This is a genomic window from Endozoicomonas sp. SESOKO3 (assembly GCF_024606255.1).
In genome coordinates, this window is record NZ_JAHHPR010000328.1 from 1 (window position 1) to 1,277 (window position 1,277).

Genomic DNA, 1,277 nt, shown 5'->3' on the forward strand with positions numbered 1-1,277 from the left:
CACAAAATCCACCAGTTCCTCGTAGGTATCACGACCGTTTATGCCAATCCTGTGTTTCACCGTCACTGGAATATTGACCGCCTGTTTCATGGCTTTGACAGCTTCTGCGACGGTTTGAGGTTCTGCCATGAGACAGGCACCTATCCGGCCACTCTGAACCCTGTCGCTGGGACACCCCACGTTCAGATTGATTTCATGGTAGCCACATTGTTCAGCATACTGCGCTGACTGGGAAAGATGTTTTGGGTCGTGACCACCCACTTGAAGAGCCAGTGGATACTCTTCAGGATTGTGTTTGAGAAAACGCTCTTTATCACCAAATACCAGAGCTCCGGTCGTCACCATTTCGGTATAGAGCAGCGAGCGCTCTGATAATAAACGGTGAAAATAACGGCAATGCCTGTCCGTCCAGTCCATCATGGGGGCAACGGAAAACTTACGGTCCAAGGGTTTGAGCTGAGTCACTGGCATAATATTTTTCAAAATTAGAGAACGAACAATGATATATCAGAAAACCCTGTTCGACATTAAGGGTCACTCATTCACGATCGTGAGATAGCAGAAGCAGCATAAGTAATTTGCCCTGTTTTAGGGAGTGGATGTCGCTCTGGCCAGACGGCCAACACCTTCCACTCGGTAGGATTCTGCCATAGCACTAATGAAACAGGCACTGCCAGGTGTCAGTTCAACAGATCTTTCTCCAGCTCTGATACACTGATGACCTTCCACACAAAAGAGAATCTCGGCGGCTTTTACCTGAAAAGGTTCACTAGCCTGCTCAGACTGAATGACACTAAAAAGAAAATCATCGACAGGAGAGACAAAACGGGTTTCACCATTTTCTTCCCGTTCAGGCTTCAGGTACACATCAGCAGGGGCAACGGTGACGAACTCAATGGTCTTGAGCAGCTCGGGTACATCAACATGCTTGCTGGTCAGCCCACCTCTGAGAACATTGTCGGAGCATGCCATGATTTCCAATGCCGTACCTTCGAGATAGGTATGGAGTGTCCCTGCTCTGAGGAACATGGCCTGGCCCGGAGTCAGTTCTACAACGTTAAGCAGTAATGGACTGAGAACAGCGATGTCACCCGGATAGAATTGATTCAGACGACAGACTTCCTGCCAGGCCGGATGATCCGAAGTCTCAGCAAACGACAGAGCAGCAGCAACCAAACAGTCCTTTTTTTCTTCCTTAAGGCCCATCAGGTGTTCATAAAAAGCCCTGAGTTTGCCTTCTCCAAGCCAGCACAATGCCTCTACCAGCGATTCCAGCC

The 1,277-nt window shown here is 48.9% G+C and carries 2 protein-coding genes; both read right to left on the reverse strand.

All coding sequences use genetic code 11. From position 1 onward, the window contains the following. Positions 1 to 420, reverse strand: a 420-nt coding sequence (locus KDK18_RS05815) for a tRNA-dihydrouridine synthase (RefSeq protein WP_306670873.1), incomplete at its 3' end; no start/stop codon positions are given. 168 nt (positions 421 to 588) lie between these two features. Further along, the coding region (manA, locus tag KDK18_RS05820) for a mannose-6-phosphate isomerase, class I (RefSeq protein WP_257253870.1) at positions 589 to 1,277 on the reverse strand (689 nt) is incomplete at its 5' end.